Source organism: Microcystis sp. 49638_E5, assembly GCF_021300285.1.
Taxonomy (GTDB): domain Bacteria; phylum Cyanobacteriota; class Cyanobacteriia; order Cyanobacteriales; family Microcystaceae; genus Microcystis; species Microcystis aeruginosa_C.
The window spans coordinates 189,791-213,984 of sequence record NZ_JAJTDH010000010.1; the positions used below are offsets into that span (position 1 = coordinate 189,791).

The 24,194-nt window shown below is 43.0% G+C and carries 22 protein-coding genes and 1 pseudogene; 11 read left to right on the top strand and 12 right to left on the bottom strand.

Annotated elements, in window-relative coordinates:
* Positions 1–37: 37 nt before the first annotated feature.
* Positions 38–1,153 (bottom strand): branched-chain amino acid ABC transporter permease, encoded by a 1,116-nt coding sequence (locus LW728_RS04630; RefSeq protein ID WP_002802601.1) that lies wholly within the window; start codon positions 1,151–1,153, stop codon positions 38–40.
* A 293-nt stretch (positions 1,154–1,446) separates the two neighbouring features.
* Between LW728_RS04630 and LW728_RS04635 the strand changes: the two genes are divergently transcribed.
* Positions 1,447–2,103: a response regulator transcription factor gene (locus LW728_RS04635; protein ID WP_002802605.1), complete on the top strand. Its 657-nt coding sequence runs from the start codon at positions 1,447–1,449 to the stop codon at positions 2,101–2,103.
* A 14-nt stretch (positions 2,104–2,117) separates the two neighbouring features.
* Here the strand turns inward: LW728_RS04635 and LW728_RS04640 are convergent, their stop codons facing one another.
* From LW728_RS04640 to LW728_RS04655, 4 genes are all read right to left on the bottom strand, one after another.
* On the bottom strand, positions 2,118–2,636 hold the full coding sequence (locus tag LW728_RS04640; RefSeq protein ID WP_287765474.1) for a low molecular weight protein-tyrosine-phosphatase: 519 nt from the start codon (positions 2,634–2,636) through the stop codon (positions 2,118–2,120).
* Positions 2,637–2,638: 2 nt separating this feature from the next.
* Positions 2,639–2,932, bottom strand: coding sequence for a hypothetical protein (locus tag LW728_RS04645; protein WP_002733401.1), 294 nt, complete (start codon positions 2,930–2,932; stop codon positions 2,639–2,641).
* Between the two features lie 130 nt (positions 2,933–3,062).
* Entirely contained in the window at positions 3,063–3,701 is a 639-nt protein-coding gene (locus LW728_RS04650; protein ID WP_287765427.1) for a DUF2834 domain-containing protein, read from the bottom strand.
* 246 nt (positions 3,702–3,947) lie between these two features.
* Positions 3,948–5,540 (bottom strand): DUF445 domain-containing protein, encoded by a 1,593-nt coding sequence (locus tag LW728_RS04655; RefSeq protein WP_287667759.1) that lies wholly within the window; start codon positions 5,538–5,540, stop codon positions 3,948–3,950.
* 268 nt (positions 5,541–5,808) lie between these two features.
* Between LW728_RS04655 and LW728_RS04660 the strand changes: the two genes are divergently transcribed.
* The 3 genes from LW728_RS04660 (at position 5,809) to LW728_RS04670 (ending at position 9,415) form a co-directional block, all read left to right on the top strand.
* Positions 5,809–6,105 (top strand): BrnT family toxin, encoded by a 297-nt coding sequence (locus LW728_RS04660; RefSeq protein ID WP_002784536.1) that lies wholly within the window; start codon positions 5,809–5,811, stop codon positions 6,103–6,105.
* Positions 6,095–6,379 carry a hypothetical protein gene (locus LW728_RS04665; RefSeq protein ID WP_024968654.1) on the top strand — a complete coding sequence of 95 codons (285 nt, stop codon included), beginning with the start codon at positions 6,095–6,097 and terminating at the stop codon, positions 6,377–6,379. Before LW728_RS04660 ends, LW728_RS04665 begins: the two co-directional genes overlap by 11 nt.
* A 150-nt stretch (positions 6,380–6,529) precedes the next feature.
* On the top strand, positions 6,530–9,415 hold the full coding sequence (locus LW728_RS04670; RefSeq protein WP_287765429.1) for a pentapeptide repeat-containing protein: 2,886 nt from the start codon (positions 6,530–6,532) through the stop codon (positions 9,413–9,415).
* A gap of 172 nt (positions 9,416–9,587) precedes the next feature.
* Here the strand turns inward: LW728_RS04670 and uvrC are convergent, their stop codons facing one another.
* The 6 genes from uvrC to rfbC form a co-directional block, all read right to left on the bottom strand.
* Entirely contained in the window at positions 9,588–11,465 is a 1,878-nt protein-coding gene (gene uvrC / locus LW728_RS04675; RefSeq protein WP_287765431.1) for an excinuclease ABC subunit UvrC, read from the bottom strand.
* Between the two features lie 266 nt (positions 11,466–11,731).
* Complete coding sequence (locus LW728_RS04680) at positions 11,732–11,992, bottom strand: hypothetical protein (protein ID WP_002734814.1); 261 nt, start codon at positions 11,990–11,992, stop codon at positions 11,732–11,734.
* A gap of 79 nt (positions 11,993–12,071) precedes the next feature.
* Positions 12,072–13,157 carry a 3-isopropylmalate dehydrogenase gene (gene leuB, locus LW728_RS04685; protein ID WP_002802618.1) on the bottom strand — a complete coding sequence of 362 codons (1,086 nt, stop codon included), beginning with the start codon at positions 13,155–13,157 and terminating at the stop codon, positions 12,072–12,074.
* Positions 13,158–13,447: 290 nt separating this feature from the next.
* Entirely contained in the window at positions 13,448–14,521 is a 1,074-nt protein-coding gene (locus tag LW728_RS04690; RefSeq protein ID WP_287765434.1) for a glucose-1-phosphate thymidylyltransferase, read from the bottom strand.
* 4 nt (positions 14,522–14,525) lie between these two features.
* A complete protein-coding gene (gene rfbD / locus LW728_RS04695; protein WP_287765436.1) occupies positions 14,526–15,401 on the bottom strand; it encodes a dTDP-4-dehydrorhamnose reductase in 876 nt (291 codons plus the stop codon).
* Positions 15,402–15,406: 5 nt separating this feature from the next.
* On the bottom strand, positions 15,407–15,952 hold the full coding sequence (rfbC, locus tag LW728_RS04700) for a dTDP-4-dehydrorhamnose 3,5-epimerase (RefSeq protein ID WP_287765438.1): 546 nt from the start codon (positions 15,950–15,952) through the stop codon (positions 15,407–15,409).
* Positions 15,953–16,085: 133 nt separating this feature from the next.
* On the opposite strand from rfbC, the gene bioB reads away from it, so the two are divergent.
* From bioB to lspA, 3 genes are read left to right on the top strand one after another with little or no spacing between them, the layout of a single operon-like run.
* The gene (gene bioB, locus LW728_RS04705) at positions 16,086–17,180 is read left to right on the top strand and encodes a biotin synthase BioB (protein ID WP_002802627.1); all 1,095 of its coding nucleotides are present in this window, start codon (positions 16,086–16,088) and stop codon (positions 17,178–17,180) included.
* Positions 17,152–17,802 (top strand): biotin transporter BioY, encoded by a 651-nt coding sequence (locus LW728_RS04710; RefSeq protein ID WP_287765441.1) that lies wholly within the window; start codon positions 17,152–17,154, stop codon positions 17,800–17,802. The genes bioB and LW728_RS04710 overlap by 29 nt, the downstream gene beginning before the upstream one ends.
* Before the next feature lie 11 nt (positions 17,803–17,813).
* A complete protein-coding gene (lspA, locus tag LW728_RS04715; RefSeq protein ID WP_043998000.1) occupies positions 17,814–18,281 on the top strand; it encodes a signal peptidase II in 468 nt (155 codons plus the stop codon).
* 333 nt (positions 18,282–18,614) lie between these two features.
* On the opposite strand, the gene LW728_RS04720 is transcribed toward lspA, so the two are convergent.
* The gene (locus LW728_RS04720) at positions 18,615–20,408 is read right to left on the bottom strand and encodes a fatty acyl-AMP ligase (RefSeq protein ID WP_287765444.1); all 1,794 of its coding nucleotides are present in this window, start codon (positions 20,406–20,408) and stop codon (positions 18,615–18,617) included.
* Between the two features lie 331 nt (positions 20,409–20,739).
* Here LW728_RS04720 and LW728_RS04725 point away from each other — a divergent pair.
* The 4 genes and pseudogenes from LW728_RS04725 to cysH all read left to right on the top strand — a co-directional run bounded on the left by LW728_RS04725 (position 20,740) and on the right by cysH (position 24,153).
* Positions 20,740–21,462: pseudogene (locus LW728_RS04725) on the top strand (Uma2 family endonuclease).
* 24 nt (positions 21,463–21,486) lie between these two features.
* On the top strand, positions 21,487–22,020 hold the full coding sequence (gene purE, locus LW728_RS04730) for a 5-(carboxyamino)imidazole ribonucleotide mutase (RefSeq protein WP_002802634.1): 534 nt from the start codon (positions 21,487–21,489) through the stop codon (positions 22,018–22,020).
* A gap of 42 nt (positions 22,021–22,062) precedes the next feature.
* On the top strand, positions 22,063–22,863 hold the full coding sequence (locus LW728_RS04735; protein WP_287765446.1) for a tetratricopeptide repeat protein: 801 nt from the start codon (positions 22,063–22,065) through the stop codon (positions 22,861–22,863).
* A 468-nt stretch (positions 22,864–23,331) separates the two neighbouring features.
* The gene (gene cysH, locus LW728_RS04740; RefSeq protein WP_287765449.1) at positions 23,332–24,153 is read left to right on the top strand and encodes a phosphoadenosine phosphosulfate reductase; all 822 of its coding nucleotides are present in this window, start codon (positions 23,332–23,334) and stop codon (positions 24,151–24,153) included.
* Positions 24,154–24,194: the final 41 nt, after the last annotated feature.

The following is a 24,194-nucleotide window of genomic DNA, read 5'->3' on the forward strand; positions in this document are numbered from 1 at the left end:
GAACTGATAACTGATAACTGATAACTGATAACTGAAATTATTTTCCCAAAGTTAACTCCTCTTTTTTGCCGAGGATACCCTGGGGGCGCCAGATCATTAAAACCATGAGCAGCAGACCGATAATCATAATCCGTAAAGCCCCTAATTGGCTATCATTAAAAATATCTAATTGGGGCAGAATAAAGCGAGTCAGGGAATCGTAAGCCCAGAAAATTACTGCTCCTAGTAAGGTGCCGGCATTGCTACCAGAGCCACCGAGAATGATAATAATCCAAGCGTTAAAAGTCAATAACGGCTCAAAATTAGTCGGGTAAATAGTGGTTAATTGCCATGCTAAAAAAGCCCCGGCTAAACCAGCGATCGCACCGCCTAACATCAAAGATTGTAACTTATACCAAAAGACATTTTTTCCCAAAGCCCGGGGAATTTCTTCATCTTCCCGAATCGCTTTGAGGATGCGTCCCCAAGGCGATCGCAAAAGTAATTCTAAACCAGTATAAACGAGAGCGAGGAGTATTAAAACTACCACCATCAGCCCCGCTTTGTAATTATAATCATTCAAGGCAATTACACCGTTTATATACAGAAAAAGCAGTATTATCGCCCCTAACAACCCCCAAAAGATTAAAGCTCTCTTTTGCGTCGGTTGATAGCTTTTACCGCTAATTTGCCCCGCTTCGCGCCATTGTCGTTGCAGATTGCGCCCCAATTGCCAGAGAGCAAAGATAGCAAGCAGGGTAAACAGGGCAATAATTAATAATTTGACGGGAAAACTGGGATTTATATCCAAAGGTAGGGGATAACGTTGTAGTCCGAAACTACCCTTCGTTAACCAATCCTCGTTAAGCACCAGCAAACGAATTAACTCAGACACCCCGATGGTGACAATCGCTAGATAATCGGCTCTTAATCTCAGGGTGGAAAAACCGATGGCTAATCCCAACAATGCCCCTAGGATCGCCCCGACAATAGCGGCAAAAATCATCGGTACACCCTGTAAAGTTAATAAAACCGTTGCATAAGCCCCTAAAGTGGCAAAAGCAACGTGACCAAAGTTAATTAAGCCAGTAAATCCCCATTGTAGATTTAAACCGAGGGCAAAAATCGCGTAAATACCCGCCCAAATTGTCAGGGAAACTAAATAATCTGTCATCTTAAGTAAAAAGTAAACAAGGGGTTGGGGGAGTGGGAATTATCAATTATGAATTATCAATTATCAATTATGAAGTGGGCAGTGGGGGAGATGGGGGAGATGGGGGAGTGGGGAGATGGGGGAGTGGGGAGATGGGGAGAAAAAAAGCTGATGGCTGACGACTGATCACTGAAAAAGCTGGTTACTGCTAGTATAATATCAGTTAAAACGGCCTCTGTAGCTTGATGGACAATTGTGACGAGCGGAGGGTGCTAGGCTATCAATACTGAAAAAACCTTGTCCTGTTAATTTCTATGCCTCTTTTGATTCTAATTGCCGATGATGACCCCGGTATCCGCCTAGCGGTCAAAGATTATTTAGAATTAGCAGGTTATAGTGTGGTGGCGGCGAGTAATGGTTTGGAAGCTTTGAATTTATTGGATACCTATCATCCCCATCTTTTGGTATCGGATATCAAAATGCCCCGTTTGGACGGTTATTCTTTGGTGACTAAGGTGCGGCAACAGCCAGAATTTAGGTTATTACCGGTAATCTTTTTAACCGAAAGAGGGTCAACGGAGGAAAGAATTCGCGGTTATCAAGTGGGTTGTGATATCTATCTTCCTAAACCTTTTGAGATGGAGGAATTAAAAGCGGTTATTCGCAATCTTTTAGAGCGAGCGCAAATGGTGCAAAGCGAACGTCAATATCAGAAATTAAAACCAGAAGAAAGCCCCAAAACTAGGGATGTTTTAACTTCTTCTTTACAGGACGATTTTAAGTTAACTAATCGCGAGCGGGAAGTGTTAGAACATTTAGCCCGGGGACTTTCTAACAGTGAAATTGGGCAAAAACTGCATCTTAGTTCTCGCACGATCGAGAAATATGTTAGCAGTTTACTCAGAAAAACCAATACTAACAATCGGGCTGAATTGGTTCGTTTTTCCCTCGAACATAGATTAATCGATTAGCTGAAAGAAAAAACTTAAATTTTGTTTTTTACTTCCTCCAAAAGACTGCCACAGGAGTCTAAAAGTAGCTCGATTACGCGGTCAAAACCTTCACGACCACCGTAGTAGGGATCGGGAACTTCTTTTTCTGGGTGATAACGAGCATAGTCACACATTAACTTGACCTTTTCTTGATATTTTCCTGTCCGATCTAGGGATAAAATATCTTGATAATTGGCTTTATCCATGGCTAAGATTAGATCAAAATTCTCGAAATCTTCGCGGGTAAATTGTCTGGCTGTCCCTTGCAGAGGAATACCGCGTTTTTTGGCCGCCGTATTCATGCGAGAATCGGGAGGAGAACCGATATGATAACCGGCAGTCCCCGCAGAATCACAGAGGATTTTATTACCTAATCCTTCTTGTTCAATCAGATAAGTCATGATATTCTCGGCAGCGGGAGAACGACAGATATTTCCTAAACAGACGAAGAGTAGTTTATAGGGCATAAATTCACTGGTAGAATCATCACTAAATTGCCAATTATAGGGCATTTCTAACATCCCGATAAAGATTTATCCTCAAAAAACTCCTCGCTGTCCATTAACCTAATTTTGGCTAATCCCAAGCTTTCTAAATAATCTTGCCACCCTTGGGGGGTATCTTCGATCGCTAATAATCCTAATACCCTAGCTACGTCTGCTACCCAGGGTAGGGTATGAATTCTATAACCCTGCCAGTTTACTTCTAAGGATAACCAAGCGGGAATCTCTTGGGGGTTAAATTGTTGGGAGGCAAGATAATCAGCTTGAAAGCAGTAAATCCGAGGTGGTTTTTGACTCTCTAACAAGGTTAAACACTCCTTCTAATCTGGACATTAATCTCTTGACTCGTATTTTAGGGGAACCTCAGCATAATTTTTGTTAAATATGAACTTCTCTTGTCAAGAAATAGTTAAGTTTGCTCAAGACAATTTACCCTTAATTCTCCCCTAAGCGAGGACGAATAATTAAATAAATTGCCGGACCGATTAGAGGCAATAGGGAAATTACCGGCAACAGGAAAGGATTTTTTAACCCCCGTCGGGTTAGATCATCTTGCAGCAAAATTGGACATAATACGGTTAAAAGACAGAAATCTAAACTCATAACATGAATAAAACGGCTAGTTTGCCACTGATGCCAAAAATCAGACCAATTGCCGTTAATTAATCCGTAAGCGATTAAAATTGCCGCAGTAATTAGGGCAATTACTCCCAACCAAGGTGAGTCTAAAAGTTTAATGACCAGATTTTTTTTACCGGTAAAATTGCTGTTGGGTTGACGGAGAGTTAGATAGGGTAAAATAGCGAAAGCACCCACGGCAAAGGAGGCAAAAGTAAAGGGCCACGCGATGATTTTTTGGTCACGACCATCGATAATTAAAAGGCTAGTGTAGATAAGTGGCCAAACTCCCATCAGGTTAAAAAGAGCGATAATTAACGGGTTGATATCTTGCCATTTCCCAGTGGAAAGATCGATAATTAAATTCACTGTATCTGGTTGATCAGGGGGTGCTAGTAAAAAAGCGTATAATCCGAAGCCTAACCAAAGTAACCCGAGAATAATTTTTGTTAACATGGGAGTAGATAATTAGGTTAATTGAGTAATCGGGTCTTCAGCATATATATTACTAGAAAAGTGATCAAAAAATCAAGCAATATTACCTAATCAATGATCATTAAGTAGGTAGGCGTTAAAAATTATCAGATGCCCCCTTATTAAGGGGAGATCCCCCCGCCTATCGGCACCCCCCTTATCAAGGGGGGCAGGGGGGATCGAACCTAAAATCCATTTTTAATTTAATTATAACCAGCTACTTAATTTTTAGGGAAGACGACGAGGATTCATGGTTTCTCCTGGGGTAATTTCTGCACTTTGAGAGTGGAGTAAGCGAGTTTGTTCGAGGATAGTTTCTAAGTCTTCATCCGAGAATTCTTCTACATAGTTTAATTTCACTTCTTCTAGGAAGATAATTAATAACATCTCGATTCTTTCTAGACTGTGACGGGATTGTAATTCCCCAGCGAGAGATTGCCCGAAACGCTGGACTAATTGCTGCAATAAACGTTCAAAAACTTCGTCTTCCTGGGTAATCTTGTCAGCTATATTAACAAAAGATTGATACAATTGACTAGATAGACGATTGCTCAAGTCAGTTTTTAACCCTTTCATACCGGGTAATCGCAATAAGCTCTGATACGCAGGAGTTTGACTGAGAATTTTCTCGATATTGTATTTAATTAAAGCTTCTGCTTCCGGTTTAACTTGCGGTAAAACCTTGTCAACGGTGCTATTAACTACTAACCGAAAAATTTCGATAACTTCATTAGTATCATTGAGATTATTATAGCCGCCATTGAGGGATCGATCGAGAAATTTCTCCACTTGTCCCCGTCGGATATATTCCTGTATTTGATTAATAATTCTCAGGACAATTATCTCAGTAATATCTTTAGAAATTAGCGCAACTAAACCTTTAACTGCCTGTTCTTTAATCAACTTTAAGTTAATAATTTTAACTTGGTCTAGGCGAATAACGGTAGGAATAAATCGCAACCATCTCCAGATAGGAACAAACAGAAAAATATCATACCATCGCCATAACATAGCCTCGCGCCAACGCAGGCCTTTATGAGTGCGAGCAATCCACCAAGTTCTCAGCATAAATTCCCAGAAAAAGATGGTACCAAATAAAAAATCGATCGCCTCAAAGTTATCTATCGGTCTCCCATCTTCTCCCAGGGGACGAAAATAATTAGTTTCTATTAAAGGTTGAATTTCTTGATTAAAAAATTTCAACTCTTTTTCCCAGCCATTTTGACTGAGATAATCCCAAGTCCAAAACTTCTGAAAGGCTGCTTTTGCGGAAACATTTTCTGTTTTAAAAACCCGCAAGCGCATTTTATTTTTAATCTTTTCTAAAGTCCCAGTTTTCTCCGCCGAGGCAAAGGGATTATTATCGACCATATTGACACTATTCTGGCGCAAATTTTCTAAAATTTTCTCAATCTCTTGGCGATATTCTCCCAGATTAAACTCTGGGTTAAAGAGTTTTTGATTAATTATTTGATTAAGTTTATTAACCGTATCTAAATATTCACTGGTACTGCGATAGGGTTTAATCCCTTTCACCACATCATACTTAGCGATTCCTTTAACAAAGGGAATTTCTAGGGGTTTATCGGGAGGTATTTGTAATTCTTGAAAGGAAATCGTCCCGAATTTTATTGGTTCATTAAATCTTAATAAAGTTATTTGCAAGCGTCCCTGTAACCAAAAATCTCGCAGGGGAATATAGGTTAAATCGAAAATAACCAGAATATAATTACATAACACCAATAGGGCCATGCAAGTCTCAAAGAGATTGCGCGGGGAAAAACGACGGTTTCTGCTCACGGGGTTTTTAGTCAAAGTCATTAGCCTAGAAAGCACACTTTGACTATGGTAAACCGAAAACGCCTAATTTTTTGGACCAAAAGCGATAGAAGTAGTGAAAAAAGGAGCGGTTAAACTTAGTTCTGCCTCAGCAATTAATAGATGTGGTCTTCTATTCTGTGATAGCATCCTAGCAGATTCAGTTATATCCCAAGTTACGGCGTTTTTCCTAAAGATGAAGCCTCGTAGCCTCCTAGGGTGTGTTAATAAAGTATTGACAATGTAAATACATCCTGCCTATACTACAAGTATGGATGTCTATTTTGTCCTCAGTGGCATTACTTTTGTTTGGAATGACGAGAAATCTAGGATTAACCCGATCAACCATGACGGTATTACGTTTCAGCAAGCAGCAGAAGTCTTCTTCGATCCACTGCTGGTTGTTGTTGATGCAAGTCGCAATGATGAGGCACGAGATGCGATCATTGGGTTAGATAGACGGTGGAATCTCCTGTACGTCGTTTATATTGAGCGTGAAAACGACATCATTCGGATCATTTCGGCTCGCAAAGCCACACGCAAGGAACGTGAGTATTATGAAAGTTGAGGCATTAAAAAAACGACTGGAGAAAAATCGCCCTATGACTACAATCACGATTCGTATTCCCGAAGATGTGATTGAAGATTTAAAGCGGGTTGCACCGTTACTTGGTTTCTCAGGTTATCAACCTTTGATCCGTGCTTACATTGGACAAGGGCTGCGTGCGGATTTGGAGCGTCTAGAGGGAGATACAATTTCTGCTCTCGTTGCTAGTTTGAAGCGTCATGGTGTAAGTGATGAAGTGCTGCAAGAAGCGTTGAGTGAAATTACTCCGCGTTAGTCTAGGTTTTCGGCCTCCTAGGTTGAGTTGAGCGAAACAATACGGGGTCGAAAATGGCTCAATTCGATTGAAAAAGCGAAACCCAACCACCTCAACGGTTGTTATTACTTATATAATAGACTACATAAGCTTTATTGATCGCTTTGTTCTATGTCCGAATCAGCTGCTGGAATTTCTGTTTCCAAACCCCAAAATATCTGGAAACGACAAGTTAAAGTCAATCTGAGAAGTCTCTTTAGTACCCTGGGAAAAGCCGCTCTTAACGGGGCATTTTTGCAGTGGGATGATCTGGCCGAAAATGGAGTAGAAGTTTTAGATGATCTTGGTTTAAGTCGGACTCCGGGGGAATTAGCGGGTTTATTAATAAGTCAATCGCTAATGAAAGCGATGAAAGGATTACTTAAAAGTAATGCTGATTTACTGCCCCAAGAAGTTGAAAAGCTGCCTTTAAAAGAACTTTACCGTCAGATTACCGACTTTTTAGAAGAGCCGGAATTAATTCTCGATCAAGATTTTTTTGAGCATCCCGAAAGATTACCTATAGTCGCACCAATCCAAGCAGCTTTTTTACGGTGGTTAACAACAAATAATTTAATCAGTAATTCTCAGGAAGCGAAGAGCCTAAGTAACCGTTTACCAGCTTATTTTGTCTTAGCATTGCAGGAGCAATGGAAAGATAAACGAGATGAATACAGTCTGCTTTTAGATGAAATCGACACTCCTTTTAACAATGCTTGGAAACGAGAAAGAGGCTGGTTACATTATCGAGCTTGGTTGCAAAAACAGATCGATGAACCTATTTTTTGGGAAACCTTTAGTTTAAAGCAAATTTATGTACCTCTACGGGGATTTTATGAAGAAAAAGAAATAAAAGCCACCCCAGACACAGATTACCATCGAGAGCCATCATTTAAACGCATTGTTATCAAACTCCAAGAGCAGTTAGAAACATGGTTAGAAGCGGCAAAATCCGATGATGCTATCCGTTTATTGACCGGTGGGCCGGGTAGTGGAAAATCCTCCTTTTGTAAGGTATTTGCTGCCCAACAAGCTCGCTTAGAAAAACAAGTTTTATATATTCCCTTGCATCGCTTGAGTTTCTCCACCGATTTAGTAACAGCAGTTCAAACTTTTGTTCAACATGACGGTTTTTTACCAGAAAATCCCCTAGAACCGAGGGATCAAGATTTAAAATTACTAATTATCTTTGATGGCTTAGATGAGCTATCTATGCAGGGAAAAATCGCCCAAGAAGTCGCCCACAATTTTATTAATGAAGTACGAGAAAAAGTCCATCATTTTAATCAAAATAAAACCCGTTTACAAGTGTTGATTAGTGGGCGTGATGTGGTGGTACAATCCAATAAAAATAATTTTAAAAAACCTCAGCAAATTATCACTATTTTACCCTATTGGGTTGATAAAAGCGATGATTTTAGCGATGTCGATAACTTATTAAAAGTCGATCAACGTGATCAATGGTGGCAACAGTATGGGCAAGCTAAAGGGAAAAACTATGCACAATTACCGCCGGAATTATCGGGGAAAAATTTACAAGAAATTACCGCTCAACCGCTATTAAATTATCTTATTGCTCTCACTTTTGAACGAGGCGAGGTTCAATTTTCCCAAGAAACTAACCTCAATAATATTTATGACAATTTGCTCAAGGCAGTCTATGAGCGAGGTTATGAAAAAAATAGTCCAGGCCACCGGGCTATAGAAGGGATTACAGAAAAAGATTTTGTGCTAATTTTAATGGAAATTGCCCTTTCCTGTTGGCATGGTAATGGTAGAACCACCACCGTTATAGAGATTGAAGAACATTGTGAAAATAATGGCTTAAAAAATCTCCTAAAAAATTTCCAAGATAGTTTTCAAAGCGATTCCCAAGGGAGTATTACCCGTCTTTTAACAGCCTTTTATTTTCGAGAAAGTGGCGATTTACGAGGCAGCGAAAAAACCTTTGAATTTACCCATAAAAGTTTTGGTGAATATTTAACTGCCCGCAGAATTGTTGACCGAGTTAAGCAAATTCATAGGAAATTACAAGACAGTGAAAATGATTATGACAATGACTATGATCCCAGACAAGCTTTAATCGCCTGGGCGACTTTATGCGGACCGACGGCAATAGATGAATATCTTTTTAGTTTTATTGTCAATCAAATGCAATTACAGTCCCCAGATGAAGTGAAACAGTGGCAGAAAACTCTGGGTCATTTAATTGAATATCTTTTGGTCAAAGGAATGCCGATGGAGGGTTTAAAAAACCGCCCCAATTTTCAGGAGGAAATGCAACAGGCACGCAATGCCGAGGAAGCTTTATTAGCGCTATTTAATGCCTGTGGGCGAGTCACCGAAGAAATTTTTCCCATTCAATGGCCTTCTCGTGAAGCTTTCGGCAATTGGTTGGCCCGTCTTCAGGGACAAAGAATAGATTTTGAGCCTATGTTGGTGTTAGATTGCCTCAGTTTTCTTGATTTACAAAACTGTCTGTTGATACATCGAGATCTTGGCGGGGCAAATCTTCAAAGGGCAAATTTTGCAGAGGCAAATCTTAGAGGGGCAAATCTTCAAAGGGCAAATCTTGAAGGGGCAAATCTTCAAAGGGCAAATCTGGTCGGGGCAAATCTTAGAGGGGCAAATCTTAGAGGGGCAAATCTTAGAGGGGCAAATCTTAGAGGGGCAAATCTTGAAGCGGCAAATCTTGCAGGGGCAAATCTTGCAGGGGCAAATCTTGCACGGGCAAATCTTAAAGGGGCAAATCTTGAATGGGCAAATCTTAAAGGGGCAAATCTTGAATGGGCAAATCTTAAAGGGGCAAATCTTGAATGGGCAAATCTTGAATGGGCAAATCTGGTCGGGGCAAATCTTAGAGGGGCAAATCTTAGAGGGGCAAATCTTGAAGAGGCAAATCTTGAAGGGGCAAATCTTGAATGGGCAAATCTGGTCGGGGCAAATCTTGAAGGGGTTAATTTTAAAGATGCTAACGTCAAAGGGACGATTCTCGATACGGAAGTTAAAACCGAGTGACTCTTCTAGGTTCTGTGTGATAAGTTTAACTTACAATATGATCGATCAGTCTTTGTGTCCTTTGTGTCTTTGTGGTTCGTTCCACCCCCTCGCTAGGAAGAATGTATCTTAGAATACATTTTACCCACCAAACCCAAGAGAGCCGCCTTAGATATTCTTCAACAGCTTATCCCTACCTAGGATGAAAATAATTATAAATTTCCTTAGCTAATTGTTCCCCAATTCCTGTCACCTGTTGCAATTGTTCTAGGGAAGCTTCGCGAATATAATCCAGAGAATGAAAATGAGCTAATAACTCTTTTTGTCGCTTAAAACCTAAACCCGGTATCTCATCCAGACGGGAACGGCGACTTTTTTGCATCCTTTGTTGTCGGTGAAAGCTAACAGCAAAGCGGTGCGCTTCATCCCTGACTCGACGCAATAATTGCACTCCGGGTTGTTCCTTATCCGTCTCTAAAGGAGAGGATTCCCCTGGTAAAAAAATCTCCTCTCTCTGTTTAGCTAAACTAACAACTTTTACCTGTTCTAATAAATTCATCTCCCCTAAAACTGTCACCACTGCCGATAATTGTCCTTTTCCCCCATCAATCATGACCAAATCGGGAAAATCATCACTTTCGGCAATATTATCGGGATTTTCGGCATAACGACGGAAACGCCGGCGAATTACTTCTGCTAAACTGGCAAAATCATCGGAATGGCCGATTTTAACCTCGGGATTTTTGATTTTATAATGACGATAATGTTGATTAGCGGCCACCCCATCGATAAACACCACTCCCGACGCGACTGCATTAGAACCCTGAATATGAGAAATATCATAACCCTCGATGCGGTGGGGTAGTGCCGGTAAATCGAGAATTACCGCTAAATCCTGCAAAGACTGTAAATCTCGGTCGGCGCTTCTTTTCGTCTTTTCTAACTCATAAAGAGCGTTTTTCTCCACCATAGCTAATAAATCCGCTTTACTTTGCCGTTGGGGGACAGTTAACTCGACTTTGCGACCCTTTTTTTCCCTTAACCACCCCGCTAACACCTCACCTTCCGGTAATTCGCAGGGTAACAGGATTTCGCTAGGAATTTCCACCCCTTCCACCGATAAATAATGTTCTTCTAGGACTTTTTGCAGGATTTCTCCCTCGTTTGCTGACTGACTATCGGCAAAAAATCCCAAACGTCCCACCAAACGACCAGAACGCACTTGGAATAATTGTATGCAACAATGCTGCTCGTCCTTAGCTAAAGCGATCGCGTCCCGGGATACGGTATCATCAGGTAAAGAGACTTTTTGATCGGTATTAAGGGCCTGTAATCCGCGAATTTGATCCCTAATCGTGGCCGCTTGTTCAAAATCTAGGTTTTCCGACGCTTCTAGCATCTTTGTCGCTAATTTCTCTAATAATTCTCCCGTTCTTCCCTGAAAAATCATCGCCACTTTCTGCAAGGTTTCCCGATAATCTTGGGGACTAATTAATTTTTGACAAACCCCCGGACAACGACCGATATCATAATTTAAACAGGGACGGTCTTTAAAAAGAGGTTGGGGACGTTGACGCAGGGGAAAAGTGCGTTTAATTAGGTGTAAAGTGTGGCGCAGCAGCCTAGTATCGACGTAGGGACCATAATAACGGTCTTTTTGGTTATTTATGCTACGTTTGCGGGTGATAAAAATGCGCGGGTAGGTTTCCGACCAAGTAATACAAATGTATGGATATTTTTTATCGTCCTTGAGGAGAGTATTAAAATGGGGCTGATGTTGTTTAATTAGATTAGCTTCCAGGGCCAAGGATTCTGCTTCCGTGTCGGTGACGATAAATTCAATTTCTGTCACCTGTCGCACCATCAAAGCAATGCGGGGACTGAGGGGTTGACTGGGACGAAAATAGGAACGGACTCTAGACCGGAGTTTTTTGGATTTACCGATGTAGAGAATTTCGCCATTTTGGTCGCGCAGGAAGTACACCCCCGGTTCGAGGGGAATTTCCCGAAGACGATTTTCTAGGCGATCGAGGTCTTGGATTAGGGTAGAGTTAAGATTATTCCCGAACATCTTTTTATATTAGGGTTTGCGGCAAAAAGTTTGTCTTGGGTGTGGGGTGTGGGGTGTAGGGTTTTACCGATTTTCAGGGAAAAAGTCCAGGAATTTTCCCCCCCATTACTCCAATGGCCGGTACTTTTGGATTTCAAAAAGGTCTAAAAGTCTTATCGAACAATGTTTTTAGATTTATTCAGCAAACCCTATGTTAGAAAAAAAAATTACGTCAGTGGGTATTAGCTGACGTTTGGCAAGATATTCGGGGCAAATCTTCACAAAAATTAATAGGCTTCTGATTCGATTTGCTTAATCGGGACGAAACATTCCCCGGGGAGAAGAATCGGTTTATTGTTAAAAATCAATTGGCCGCGATGATTGTCGCGGTTAATAGCGACACCGAAAGGACGTTTACTAACTCTGCTATTGAGGGTACAGTAGATGCGATAAATGCGTCTGGCTGCCCGTAAGACAGTAGGATCTAACAAAATTGGGATTTCCATATCGACACGCTGTTGTTCTGTTTTCTCGGATAGGGCCACCATCTCACTCGTCTCCCCACGATTAAATTGACGTATTTATTAAATCAATGGTATATGACGATTTCGGAATTTGTCACTTTTGTTAGAATTCTAAAACTTTCAGGATGGCCTGGCCCATAGCTTGGCATCCCACTAAGGTCATACCTTCTGAGAAAATATCTCCAGTACGATAACCGAGGTCTAAGACTTTTTCTACGGCTTTTTCCAGCGATGCTGCCGCTAAAGGCTGATTTAGCCCATATTTTAACATCATAGCAGCACTGAGAATCTGGGCGATCGGATTGGCTTTATCTTGGCCGGCGATATCCGGGGCCGAACCGTGGACGGGTTCAAAAACTCCCACCCCAGCAGTCCCTAAACTAGCGGAGGGTAACATTCCGATACTACCGGTTAACATGGCCGCTTCATCGGAGAGAATATCACCGAATAAATTGCCCGTGACGATAGTATCAAATTGTTTGGGGGCCCGGACTAACTGCATGGCTGCGTTATCGACGTAGAGATGAGACAGTTCCACATCGGGATAATTAGCGGCCATTTTCGTCACCCGGTCGCGCCAGAGTTGGGAAACATCAAGAACATTAGCTTTATCGACGGAACAGAGTTTCTTGCCGCGTTTTTGGGCAATTTCAAAGGCTACCTTAGCGATGCGGTCCACCTCCGATTCCAAGTAAACCATGGTATTTACACCGCATTTTTCTCCCGTTTCTGTCTCAAAAATCCCCTTCGGTTGACCGAAATAGACACCCCCGGTCAATTCCCGGACGACCATGATATCCACTCCCTCGATAATCTCCCGTTTGAGACTAGAAGCGTCGATTAATTGCGGAAAAATGGTGGCAGGACGCAAATTAGCAAAAAGACCTAAACCAGATCTTAAGCCTAATAATCCCGTTTCTGGCCTTTGCTGCCGGGGTAAATTATCCCATTTATAACCCCCGATAGCGGCCAGGAGAACAGCATCACTATTTTTACAGGCGCTCAGGGTTGCTTCGGGGAGGGGACTGCCGGTTTCATCAATGGCTGCCCCTCCAATTAAAGCGGTTTGGAAGTCCAACTGGAGGTCAAATTTTTTAGCGATGACTTTCAGTATCTCTACGGTGACAGCGAGGATTTCCGGCCCGATGCCATCGCCGGGTAGTAGGGTAATGCGATACTGTTGCGTCATAGTTCTAGAACGGTAAAATAGGTCAGACTCTTGATTATAACATAGTTAGGGTTGGCTGAATAAATCTAAAAACCTTGTTGGATAAGGCTTTTAGACTTTTTTCCCATCAAAAAGTGCCAGCGATTGCAGTGATTGGGAGGAAAATTCAGATACTTTTTCCCTGAAAATTAGGTCATTGAACCCCTGAAAATCGGTAAAACCCTACACCCTACACCCTACACCCCACACCCGGCCTCCAGGAAAAACTTTTTCAGCAGACCCTAATTAAACAAGCAGTTAATCCCCGATAACTAAACTAATTCCACATGGGAATCATCCCCAATCATAAAGCGTAAAGCTTTTGGACGTTGGGGTGCGATTTCTAATTTTGCCCGTCGTCCAATCACACTATCAACTATGCGCTGATGAATGCCAATAATCGTGGCATCTTTGAGAATTACACTGTGTTCTATGTCGGCATCGATTAATTTTACTCCATTAGCCACACTGCTATAGGGACCGATAAAACAATTCTCGATGTGACAATTTTCTCCAATAATGACAGGACCGCGAATGGTACTATTAATAATTTTACTACCCTGACCAATTTGTACCCGTCCGATCACCTGACTATTAGGATCAATTTCTCCTAGTAAAGCGATTTCTAGAGAGGTATCGAGGATAATCCGATTTGCTTCTAATAAATCATCTTTTTTACCGGTATCTAACCACCAACCCAGTAGTTTATTGGCTTCTACGGCTTTATTTTGATTGATTAATTCTTGGATAGCGTCGGTAATTTCTAACTCACCCCGGCCCGAAGGTTGAATAGATGCGATCGCTTGGTGAATGGTGGGGGCAAAAAAATAAATCCCCACCAAAGCTAAATTTGAGGGGGGTTCTTTGGGTTTTTCGACTAAGTATAAAACTTTGCCGGTTTCATCTACTTTTGCCACCCCAAAAGCACTGGGATTAGACACTTTTCGCAGGAGAATTAAAGCATCAAGGGACTGTTTTTGGAAAGAGTCTAAAAAGGGCGATAAATCATCCTCAATTAGGTTATCACCCAAGTACATAATAAAGGGGGAATCTCCTAGGAAAGATTGGGCAGTTTTGACCGCGTGAGCTAATCCGGCTGGTTGATCTTGGCGAATATAAGTTATCTTAGCCCCAAACTGTTCACCACTGCCCGTGGTCTGACGAATTTCTTCCCCAGTTTCGGGACTGATAATAATGCCAATATCGGTAATTCCTGCGGCGACAATTGACTCGATTCCATACCATAAAATCGGTTTATTGGCCACGGGAACTAACTGTTTTGCCCCAGTATAAGTTAGGGGACGTAACCTCGTACCTTTACCACCAGATAAAATTAGCGCTTTCATAGTTTTAAAGATTAAATAGTTGGTTGAGCATAGCTTTGAGAGAATCCCGCCAATAGGGAGGAATATAACCCAATTGTTGCGAGATTTTTTGACCGGAAAGAACCGAATAGGCCGGACGCACTGCCGGGGTAGGATATTCAGCAGAAGTAATCGGAATTACTCTCTGAATTTTTAGGGGAATACCGCTTATTTTTGCCTCCTCAAAAATCGCTTTAGTTAAATCAAACCAACTGGCGACACCGCTATTAGTAAAATTATAGATTCCTGGGGGATTATCGGCATTAATTAAAAGCTGAGTAATGGCCGTGGCGATATCTTTGGCCCAAGTGGGACTTCCCACCTGATCAACAACTACTTTTAACTCCTCTCTTTCCTTACCTAATCTCAGCATAGTTTTGACAAAATTACTTTTGCCATAACTACCGTAAACCCAAGCAGTCCGCAGGATAATTGCCTGAGAATTAACAGTCTTAATCTCCTCTTCTCCCCTTAACTTTGATTGTCCATAAACCCCTAAAGGATTAGTTAGATCGGTTTCTAGATAGGGAGTATTTTTTCGACCATCAAACACATAATCGGTGGAAATATGGAGAAATTTAGCTTTAATTTTCTCGGCAGATTCCGCCATAATTTTCGGGGCTGTAGCATTGATAGAATAGGCTAAATCTGGCTCGGTTTCGGCTTTATCCACTGCCGTATAAGCGGAGGCATTAATGAGATAATTGGGGTGAATTTCCCTAATTAACTGGCCGATTTTTTCCGAGTTGGTTAAATCTAGTTCTTCTCGACCGATACTAATAACTTCACCTAACTGGGGTAAAGTTACTTGTAACTCTTGTCCCACTTGACCTTTAGCACCAATTAATAAAACTTTTTTCATCGTCTTTAGGGGAAAACTTCCACGGATTTAAAGGGTTGTCCAGCTTGGTCTTTAGGGGAGAGAATCGGGGGGACTTCTAGGGGCCAATCAATCCCTAAATCGGCATCATTCCAGGCGATGGTTTTTTCGTATTGGGGATAATAATAATTAGTGGTTTTGTAGAGAAATTCTGCTCGGTCGGAGAGGACTAGAAAACCATGGGCAAAACCTTCGGGAACCCAGAAAATACGTTTATTTTCCGCACTTAAAACACAGCCTACCCATTGCCCAAAAGTGGGGGAACTTTGACGCGCATCCACTGCCACATCAAAAACACTACCGTTCACTACTCGCACCAGTTTACCCTGGGGATTGGGGATTTGATAATGCAATCCTCGCAGGACATTTTTTAAGGACATAGAGTGATTATCCTGGACAAAAGTGGTATTAACCCCAGTTTTTTCTCGAAAATCTTTCTGATTAAAACTCTCCAAGAAAAAACCTCGATCGTCTCCGTAAACTTGCGGTTCAATAATTAAAACATCAGGAATTTCCGTCGGAATAACTTTCATAAAATCGGAGACAATATAACTTTTGCGGGTAGTTTAGCACAAAAGAGTATTTTTTTCTAAAGTTTTTTATTAATCTTTCCTCGGTAACTGAATAATGATAAGATGAGCCTAACTTAGTCAGAGCATAAACGACGTGGTACAAGTCTCTACACACACCGCTACTCAATCTATCCCCGTGGAGGGAGAAGCCTTAAAAAACTGGTTACAGACTAGGGCTAATCAGATTATCGCTGGCGATCGACTCAGTAAGCAAGAGGCCCTGGCTTTAACTGCGATCGAAGGTCAGGAAAATATTTTCAGCTTATGTGAAGCTGCCGATCGCATTCGTCAGGCCTGTTGTGGTAATACGGTGGATTTATGTAGCATTATCAACATAAAATCGGGAAGTTGTTCGGAAAATTGTAGTTTTTGTTCCCAATCCGTCCACCATCCCGGACAAGATTCGCCTATCTACGGTTTAAAAAGTCGCGAGGAAATCGTCAGCCATGCGAAAGCGGCAGCCGACGCGGGGGCCAAACGCTTCTGTTTAGTTAGTCAAGGTCGGGGATTAAAGTATAATAGCCCCAAATCCAAGGAATTCGAGGAAATACTGGCCACAGTTCAAGAAATCATCGAAACCGCCAAGATTAAACCCTGTTGCGCCCTAGGAGAGTTAACCCTTGCCCAAGCGCAAGCCTTAAAAGAAGCCGGAGTTACCCGTTATAATCACAATCTGGAGGCTTCCGAGAATTTTTATCCTAACGTCGTCTCCACCCACAGTTGGCAGGATCGGGTAGAAACGGTAAAAAACCTGAAAGCGGCAGGAATTCAGGCTTGTACCGGCGGAATTATCGGTATGGGGGAAAGTTGGACTGATCGCATTGATTTAGCTTTTTCTCTGGCGGAATTAGAAGTGGAATCAGTGCCGATTAACCTATTAAACCCCAGAAGTGGCACCCCTCTAGGTCATTTACCCAAACTGGATCCCTTTACTGCCCTAAAAGCGATCGCTATTTTCCGGTTTATCTTACCCCAACAAATCCTCCGTTATGCTGGGGGACGAGAGGCGGTGATGGGAGAATTGCAAAATCTGGGGCTAAAATCGGGAATTAATGCTATGCTGATTGGGCATTATTTGACCACTCTAGGACAACCCCCCCAACAGGATCAGGCGATGTTGGCTGATCTTAGTTTAATAGGAGGAGAAGCCCCCATCCCCGGTGAATACCAACCCCAACAGGCAACCTAAATCACGTCGAGGACGAGAATCTCCGCCGCGGCGCGCTTCCGCATCGGTTCCCAATGAGTTAATCTGGGCCTTGATTGGTTTGCTGCTGACAATTTTTAGTACATTTGTTCCAGTGAGCCTAGCTAGTTGGTCGGCTGCGGGTCTATCTTCGCAAAAACTAGGCATAACTTACCAAATTGGGGCAGTATTATTAACGGCCTGTCTGGGGGGCAAAAATGCTGGGCTTCTCGCCCAGGTGGCCTATATTTTTCTCGGTTTAACTTGGTTGCCGGTGTTTGCCCAGGGTGGGGGAATGGGTTATCTGAAAGAACCCAGTTTTGGCTATATTTTAGGCTTTATGCCGGGGGCATGGCTGTGTGGTTGGCTGGCTTTTCGCTGGCGGGCTAAGATAGAAACTCTGGCTTTAAGTGCCTTTGCTGGTTTGTTAGTGATTCATCTGTGCGGTTTATTATATATGCTGGGATTGTCGATTTTTCAGCCCCAAGCCGGTCAAATCACCTTTCCCGATAGTTTGCCCACCCTATTTATGAATTATTCAGTCTGGCCATTTTTAGGGCAGTTAGTAGTAATTTGTGTGGTGGTAATTATTGCCTTTTTCTTCCGTAAATTATTATTTTATTGATGCCACAGCCAATGTTTAAAAAAAATCGCTGGTTTTGGATAGTGGCGGTGATTGGTCTAATTTTAGACCAAGTAACTAAGTATATAACCGTGCAGAGTTTTGAGCAAATTGGTGATACTTTCCCGATTATTCCGGGGGTTTTTCATTTTACATTTGTGATTAATACCGGGGCGGCTTTTAGTGCTTTTCGGGGCGGTGTTGGTTGGCTCAAATGGCTATCCTTATTAGTTAGTTTGGGATTAATGGCTTTTGCTTACTTTGGACCGCATTTAAATCGTTGGGAACAATTAGCCTACGGTTTTATTTTAGCAGGGGCTTTCGGCAATGGTATCGATCGCTTTTTGTTTGGTTATGTGGTGGATTTTCTCGATTTTAGATTGATTAATTTTCCTGTTTTTAATCTGGCTGATGTCTTTATTAACATCGGGATTATTTGCCTCTTAATTTCTACCTTTCCCCACAAGTCAAGGGTCCCGTAGGGGCGAAGCATTCGAGCGATAACCTATCGCTGAAACCGTAGATTTCCTATCCGAATGCTTCGCCCTTACTTTTTCTGTTCAAATGCAAGTGGAGTGACTCTTAAATTATTACAGATATATCAGCAGCCGTCTGTAAGCATCCCACCGAAAAACTAATGCGCTCCGGGGTTTGGGGCGGCGCCACGCCCCCAACGGGTAGGGTTGATTCATGAATCAACCCTACTATGAATCAACCCTACTATGAATCAACCCTACTATGAATCAACCCTACCCCTGCCTCCTGCCCCCTGCCTCTGTTATGCTCGATCGGGTGAGCGATGCCCACCCAAAAAACTATGCTTCTGTTTCAGAAATAGAGCGATCGAATTTACTAACTAACTGAGGATTTTCTGACCAAGCATCGATAATACTCATATTACCATTGAGAAAATTCTGTTTAATAGCGCGGCGTTGAATTTTGCCACTGGCAGTTTTGAGAATTGTTCCCGATTTAGCCAAAACAATCGCATGGGTCATAATTTCGTGTTCTTCGGCGATTTCCTGACGAATATCAGCAATTAATTTAGCCGTATCTAATTCGCCGCTGCGACGTTCCAATTCCTGGACAATAACTAACTGTTCCTCGCCATTATCTTCAATAGAAAAAGCGGCACCATAATCGGGACGAAAAACCTCATTAAGATGCTGTACTGACCATTCTAAATCCTGGGGATAATGATTACTACCACGGACAATAATTAAATCCTTAATCCGTCCCGTGATATGTAATTCCCCATCGAGAAGAAAACCTAAATCTCCCGTGCGTAAAAACGGTCCTTCTCCTGTATCGGCAAGATAAGCTTGAAAAGTCTCTTTGGTTGCGTCTTCCCGTTGCCAATATCCAGCGGCCATACTGGGGTCACTGGCCCAAATTTCGCCCACTTCATCGGCTGCACAAAGGGTGAAAGTATCGGGATTAACGATAGCTATACGGGTATCACAGACGCGACGACCACAACTGGGGACGTATCTAACTCCCGTAGTTCGATCAGAGCCTACAGGGACAATTTTACCGCGTTCGTAGGCGGTGGCATCCAAAGCGGTGATAATTGGGGTGGTTCCCTTGGGTTTATTGGAAATCAAGAGGGTATATTCAGCTAATCCGTAGGCAGGGGCGAAAGTTTGCCAAGAAAAGCCATAATCTGCAAAAGTATCGACAAATTTGGCCATGACCTTTGGGTTAATCGGTTCGGCGGCATTTCCCGCGGCCTGCCAACTGCTCAGGTCTAATTCCGCTAAATCGGCAGCTTTAATCCTGCGAGTACAAAGATCATAGGCGAAGTTGGGGGCCTGACTATGAGTAACTTTGTACTTAGTAATATTTTTTAACCACTGCATCGGACGCTTAATAAAAGCAAAGGGAGACATGAGATAGCAGGGTGTACCGTTGTAGAGGGGGACGGTGATACCCTCGACTAACCCGTAATCGTGAAAATAGGGCATCCAAGTTAGGGTAACGCTATCCGGTTCGTAACCACAAGCTTTTTGCAAGTAACCGCAATGGTGCATCAGGTTAAAATGACTTAGCATCACCCCTTTGGGGATATTAGTCGAACCGGAGGTATATTGCAGATAAGCAAGCGCCGATTTATCCACCTGGGGATCTTGCCATTGGTCCGCTAGGGAAATATCAATACTTTCGGTAGTAATCCATTTCATTTGGTCGAATTCTGGGAATTCTTCCTTAACACCTTCAATAAGAGTCAGAATACTTTCGGTAACTAGGGCAAAGGTGGCATTAGCATCCTTGACAATTGCGCGTAAACGGGGCAAAGTGCGCTTAAGTCGTCCCGATTCCGGTGGGGGGACGGGAATGGCAATCACTCCCGCGTAGAGACAACCACAAAAAGCGGCCACTACTTCTAAACTTTGAGGATAGAGTAATAGGGCGCGTTCCCCTTGGGCCTGGTATTTTTGCAAATAGGCGGCGATTGCTCTTGCTTGGCGATCGAGTTCACTGTAGGTTAAAGGTGGGGTTTCTTTTTTACCATCGATAAGAAAAGTGTAGGCATGGCCCTCTGGTTGTGCCGTGGCGCGGTAACGTAAGAGTTCTACTAGGGTTGCAGGTTGAATTAGGGTTTCAGTCATCGTTGTTATCGGGCTTATTGGGGGCCATTGTATAGAAGTTTTAAGATATTTGCCCATGGCGCTAGGATAAAGTGCGGAAGGCGATCGGTCAAGGTATAGGATTAAGTTATTGGTTATAATTAAATTAAAAATGGATTTTAGGTTCGATCCCCCCTGCCCTCCTTGATAAGGTAGGGTTGATTCATGAATCAACCCTACCCTTGATAAGGGGGGTGTCTGATGATTTTTAACGCCTACCTACTTAAGTTATTGGTTAAAATCCCCCCGCCTTATCTCTGCAATTGTGAGAAAAAGCTATAATTAATCAATCCTAAAATACCTGGAAAAAGTCATGACAGCCCTAGACATGATCCCAGAAGTTACCTGTCCCCCCACAGATTTATGGAGTGATGAACCACCCGTGGAAAGTGATCTAAACCTGCAACAGATCATCATTCTCCTTAGTTGTCTAGAATTATTATGGCGCGAGAGGAGTGATTACTACGCTTCGGGAAATCTAACCATCTAATACAACGAGGAACAACTAAAAAAGCGCGATTTCTGGGGTCCTGATTTTTTTGTGGTTTTAGATACCGAAAAGCGTCCCCGCAAAAGTTGGGTGGTTTGGAGAGAACAGGGTAAATATCCCGATGTAATTGTCGAGATTCTCTCCGATTCTACGGCCAATATTGACCGCAATAACAAGAAAATTCTCTATCAGAATACCTTTCGCACTCCTAATTATTTTTGGTTCGATCCTAATAGTTTAGAATTGCAGGGATTTAGACTAATTGAGGGACAATATCAAGCCATTTCTCCCAATGACCAAGGTTATTTATGGAGTGAACAGTTAGGATTATATTTAGGTATATTTGACCGTAAACTGCGTTATTTTACCGCCAATGGTCAATTAGTCCCCACTCCTCAAGAAGCTGAGTTACAGCAACGACAGGCAAAAGAACAGGCTATTTTAGAAAAAGAGCAGGCTCTTTTAGAGAAAGAAAGGGAACGTCAGGCTAAGGAAAAATTAGCCCAAAAATTGCGAGAATTAGGCATCGATCCCGATACAATTTAGGGGAAATATTATTTTCTAGTAGCTATGGTGACAGCAGCGCCCCTAGTGGGTGTAATTATGGGCAGTGATTCCGACTTACCCACCATGAAAGAAGCGATCGCAGTTTTAGAGGTTTTTCAGATTAGCCACGAAGTCGCCATCGTCTCAGCCCATCGTACCCCCGAAAAAATGTTTGAATACGGCAAAAACGCTCATTTAAGGGGAATAAAAGTGATTATCGCTGGAGCCGGCGGCGCTGCCCATTTACCCGGGATGGTGGCATCTTTAACCCCCTTACCCGTGATTGGAGTTCCCGTAGTCACGCGCACTTTACAAGGGTTAGACTCTCTCTATTCAATTGTACAGATGCCCGCAGGCATTCCCGTGGCCACGGTGGCGATCGGTAATGCCAAAAATGCCGGACTTTTAGCGGTTCAAATTCTCGCCACTGGTAATGCTGATCTTTTAGAGCAAGTTATCGCCTATCGTCAATCCCTCACCGATTCCGTCCTCGAAAAACAAAGCAATCTTCAACGACTAGGCTATCAAGACTATCTAGGGCAGAGTTCACCTAAGTAGGGTAGATTGAGAAAAGATTAAGTAACAAATTATGAAGTAATTATGCGTTGGATCACCGCTTGTGTATTGAGTCTATTGCTCTTTTTTGCCCTACCCATAGCGGCTTATGCCGATAGCCCGACTATTAGCGAAGAACAGATTAGAGAAGGGGAAGTTATCGCCGAAAAAGCCCTAGAAGCCACAGAAAAAGGCGATTACGCCCAGGCCGAAAACTATTGGACCGAATTAGTCGCCAAATTCCCCACTAACCCCGCCGTCTGGAGTAATCGCGGCAATGCCAGAGTCAGCCTCAATAAATTAGAGGATGCGATCGCTGATTTTAACCAAGCGATCGCCATTGCCCCCGATGCCCCCGATCCCTACCTCAATCGCGGCACCGCTTTAGAGGGAGAAGGCAGATATCAAGAAGCGATCGCCGATTATAATAAAGTTTTAGAACTAGATCCCAATGATGCCTTTGCCTATAACAATCGCGGCAACGCCGAAGGCGGTTTAGGGGACTGGGAAGCCGCCGTCAAAGACTATCGCCAAGCCACTCAACTAGCCCCGAATTTTGCCTGGGCGCAAGCTAATCTGGCTCTGGCCCTGTACGAATTGGGCAGATATCCCGAAGCAGTCCAAAAAATGCGGAATATTGCCCGCAAATACCCCATGTTCCCCGATGTCAGAGCCGCCTTAAGCGCCGTTTTATGGACCCAAGGACAACAGGGAGAAGCGGAAAGCAATTGGGTAGCCGCCGTCGGCATGGATACCCGCTATCAAGACCTCGACTGGGTAAAAAGCGTGCGCCGTTGGCCGCCGAATATGGTTCTAGCCTTAGATAAGTTTCTTAACTTAAAGTAAAGAATTACTAAATATGGTTTGCTGAATAAATCTAAAAACCTTGTTGGCTAAGACTTTTAGACTTTTTGTCAATCAAAAAGTAGCAAATATGGGAGTGATCGGGGGGAAAATTCAGGGACTTTTTCCCTGAAAATTAGGTAATTGACCCCCTCAAAATCGGTAAAACCCTACACCCTACACCCCATACCCCACACCCCACACCCTGTCCCCACGAAAAACTTTTTCAGCAGACCCTAAATAGTAACTTTTCTAGCAGTAGCGGGGCTGAGGGTCTAATTATCCTGAAATCAGCGACTAAGATACAATTGAGGTCTGATAGTTCCATTATCCTCGATCGAATAACCCGGCTCTGGAAAGGAAAAGGAATAGCTAGAACGGGCCAATGGCTCAATGCTATAATCCAATCACAGGGATAGATTGGACTCTATCAGTATCCGCCGCTACTGTACACCTTAAATCTTAGCCAGAATGCCAGATTTACACTTGCTTAATTCTCATCCACAGGCCCTAGAAACCGCCTTCATCGCCACTGCCGACCGGTCTTCTTCCTCCCTTCTATCCCTCGACCTCGCCAGAATTAATCAACGTTTTGACTCCGCTAACGCCGCAGAAATCGTCGCTTGGAGCGCGGCCACCTTTGGGGAAGGTTTAGTGATGAGTACCAGTTTCGGCATTCAAGCGGCGGTGATGTTGCACCTCGTCACCGCAATTATCCCCGATATTCCCATCATTTGGATCGATACCGGCTATCTTCCTCCGGAAACCTATCAATTTGCCGAAGAATTAAGCCAACGCCTCCATTTAAACCTGAAAGTTTATCAATCTCCCCTCAGTCCCGCCCGCATGGAAGCAATCCACGGTAAATTGTGGTCAAATAACGATCTCGACTCCCTCAATCTCTACGACAAAATCCGCAAGGTGGAGCCGATGCAACGGGCCCTGAAGGAATTAAAGGCCACCGCTTGGTTAGCCGGTTTACGTCGCGACCAAACCGACCACCGCAAAACTCTCCAATGGGTCAATCAACAGGGCGAACGTTACAAAATATTACCGATCCTTGACTGGAATGCCAAAACCATATACCAGTATCTGACTAAATACGATCTCCCCTACCATCCCTATTTTGATCTGGGTTATGTCTCCGTCGGCGATTGGCACTCCAGTCGGCCTTTAACCGCCGATGATAGCAACGAACGAGACACCCGTTTCAAGGGTTTAAAACAAGAATGCGGTCTTCATTTGCCCTTAACCCCCGGAGAAGCACAAAGTCTCGACGCAAGCTCCCTATAACTGCCGGGGTGGAAAATTTGCCGGTGCGATCGGTTCCTAGA

Coding starts and splice junctions, on each gene's coding strand:
- LW728_RS04650 (WP_287765427.1), bottom strand. CDS start 3,701: ATGTTAACAAAAATTATTCTCGGGTTACTTTGGTTAGGCTTCGGATTA.
- LW728_RS04690 (WP_287765434.1), bottom strand. CDS start 14,521: ATGAAAGCGCTAATTTTATCTGGTGGTAAAGGTACGAGGTTACGTCCC.
- leuB (WP_002802618.1), bottom strand. CDS start 13,157: ATGACGCAACAGTATCGCATTACCCTACTACCCGGCGATGGCATCGGG.
- LW728_RS04720 (WP_287765444.1), bottom strand. CDS start 20,408: ATGACTGAAACCCTAATTCAACCTGCAACCCTAGTAGAACTCTTACGT.
- LW728_RS04665 (WP_024968654.1), top strand. CDS start 6,095: ATGAAAGTTGAGGCATTAAAAAAACGACTGGAGAAAAATCGCCCTATG.
- LW728_RS04640 (WP_287765474.1), bottom strand. CDS start 2,636: ATGCCCTATAATTGGCAATTTAGTGATGATTCTACCAGTGAATTTATG.
- LW728_RS04655 (WP_287667759.1), bottom strand. CDS start 5,540: ATGACTTTGACTAAAAACCCCGTGAGCAGAAACCGTCGTTTTTCCCCG.
- LW728_RS04680 (WP_002734814.1), bottom strand. CDS start 11,992: ATGGTGGCCCTATCCGAGAAAACAGAACAACAGCGTGTCGATATGGAA.
- rfbC (WP_287765438.1), bottom strand. CDS start 15,952: ATGAAAGTTATTCCGACGGAAATTCCTGATGTTTTAATTATTGAACCG.
- purE (WP_002802634.1), top strand. CDS start 21,487: ATGGTGACAGCAGCGCCCCTAGTGGGTGTAATTATGGGCAGTGATTCC.
- LW728_RS04630 (WP_002802601.1), bottom strand. CDS start 1,153: ATGACAGATTATTTAGTTTCCCTGACAATTTGGGCGGGTATTTACGCG.
- LW728_RS04635 (WP_002802605.1), top strand. CDS start 1,447: ATGCCTCTTTTGATTCTAATTGCCGATGATGACCCCGGTATCCGCCTA.
- LW728_RS04735 (WP_287765446.1), top strand. CDS start 22,063: ATGCGTTGGATCACCGCTTGTGTATTGAGTCTATTGCTCTTTTTTGCC.
- lspA (WP_043998000.1), top strand. CDS start 17,814: ATGTTTAAAAAAAATCGCTGGTTTTGGATAGTGGCGGTGATTGGTCTA.
- LW728_RS04660 (WP_002784536.1), top strand. CDS start 5,809: ATGGATGTCTATTTTGTCCTCAGTGGCATTACTTTTGTTTGGAATGAC.
- cysH (WP_287765449.1), top strand. CDS start 23,332: ATGCCAGATTTACACTTGCTTAATTCTCATCCACAGGCCCTAGAAACC.
- uvrC (WP_287765431.1), bottom strand. CDS start 11,465: ATGTTCGGGAATAATCTTAACTCTACCCTAATCCAAGACCTCGATCGC.
- LW728_RS04670 (WP_287765429.1), top strand. CDS start 6,530: ATGTCCGAATCAGCTGCTGGAATTTCTGTTTCCAAACCCCAAAATATC.
- rfbD (WP_287765436.1), bottom strand. CDS start 15,401: ATGAAAAAAGTTTTATTAATTGGTGCTAAAGGTCAAGTGGGACAAGAG.